Annotated in this window: 1 protein-coding gene; it reads left to right on the plus strand. The window is 32.0% G+C overall.

Annotated features, from left to right (window positions below; all coding sequences use genetic code 11):
- Positions 1 to 122: 122 nt before the first annotated feature.
- A partial coding sequence (locus CF599_RS19275; protein ID WP_173835580.1) for a PorP/SprF family type IX secretion system membrane protein occupies positions 123 to 643 on the plus strand: 521 nt, incomplete at its 3' end.

Consider the following 643-nt stretch of genomic DNA (forward strand, 5'->3'; position numbering starts at 1 on the left):
AAATTACCAACTGGAACCTATTTCTATATTGTTAGATACGAAATACGTACATCAACAGGTTCAGAGTGGATTAAGAAATCTGGATACTTACATTTAGAGAATAACTAGAAAAAAAGCTTGCAATGAAAATAGGAAAAGGTATACAATTAGGGATGTTATTATCATTGATGTTTTTAGGATCATCAGTTATGTATGGACAACAAGATCCGATGTACACACATTATATGTATAATACGACAAATATAAACCCTGGATATTCTGGGACACGAGGAGTATTAAGTGTTTTTGGTATGTATCGTACTCAGTGGGTTGGATTGGATGGTGCTCCTCAGACAGCAAATATTTCGATAGACACTCCTTTAGGAGATAATGGACTGTCAGGAGGTATTAACTATACCAATGATCGAATTGGAGCAATGTCAGAGAATAATTTCTCAGTGAACTTAGCTTATGCAATTGATTTGAATGATAATTATAAATTGTCATTTGGATTAAAAGCTACAGCGAATTTACTAGATGTAGATTATACAAAACTAGATATTTATAATCCAGAAGATCCTAAGTTTAAAGAAAACATAAATAACAAGTTTAATCCCAATGTAGGAGCAGGTTTGTTTTTATATTCAGATAAGTCTTATTTAGG

Origin of the sequence: Myroides sp. N17-2, assembly GCF_002286775.1 — a bacterium.
Classification (GTDB): domain Bacteria; phylum Bacteroidota; class Bacteroidia; order Flavobacteriales; family Flavobacteriaceae; genus Flavobacterium.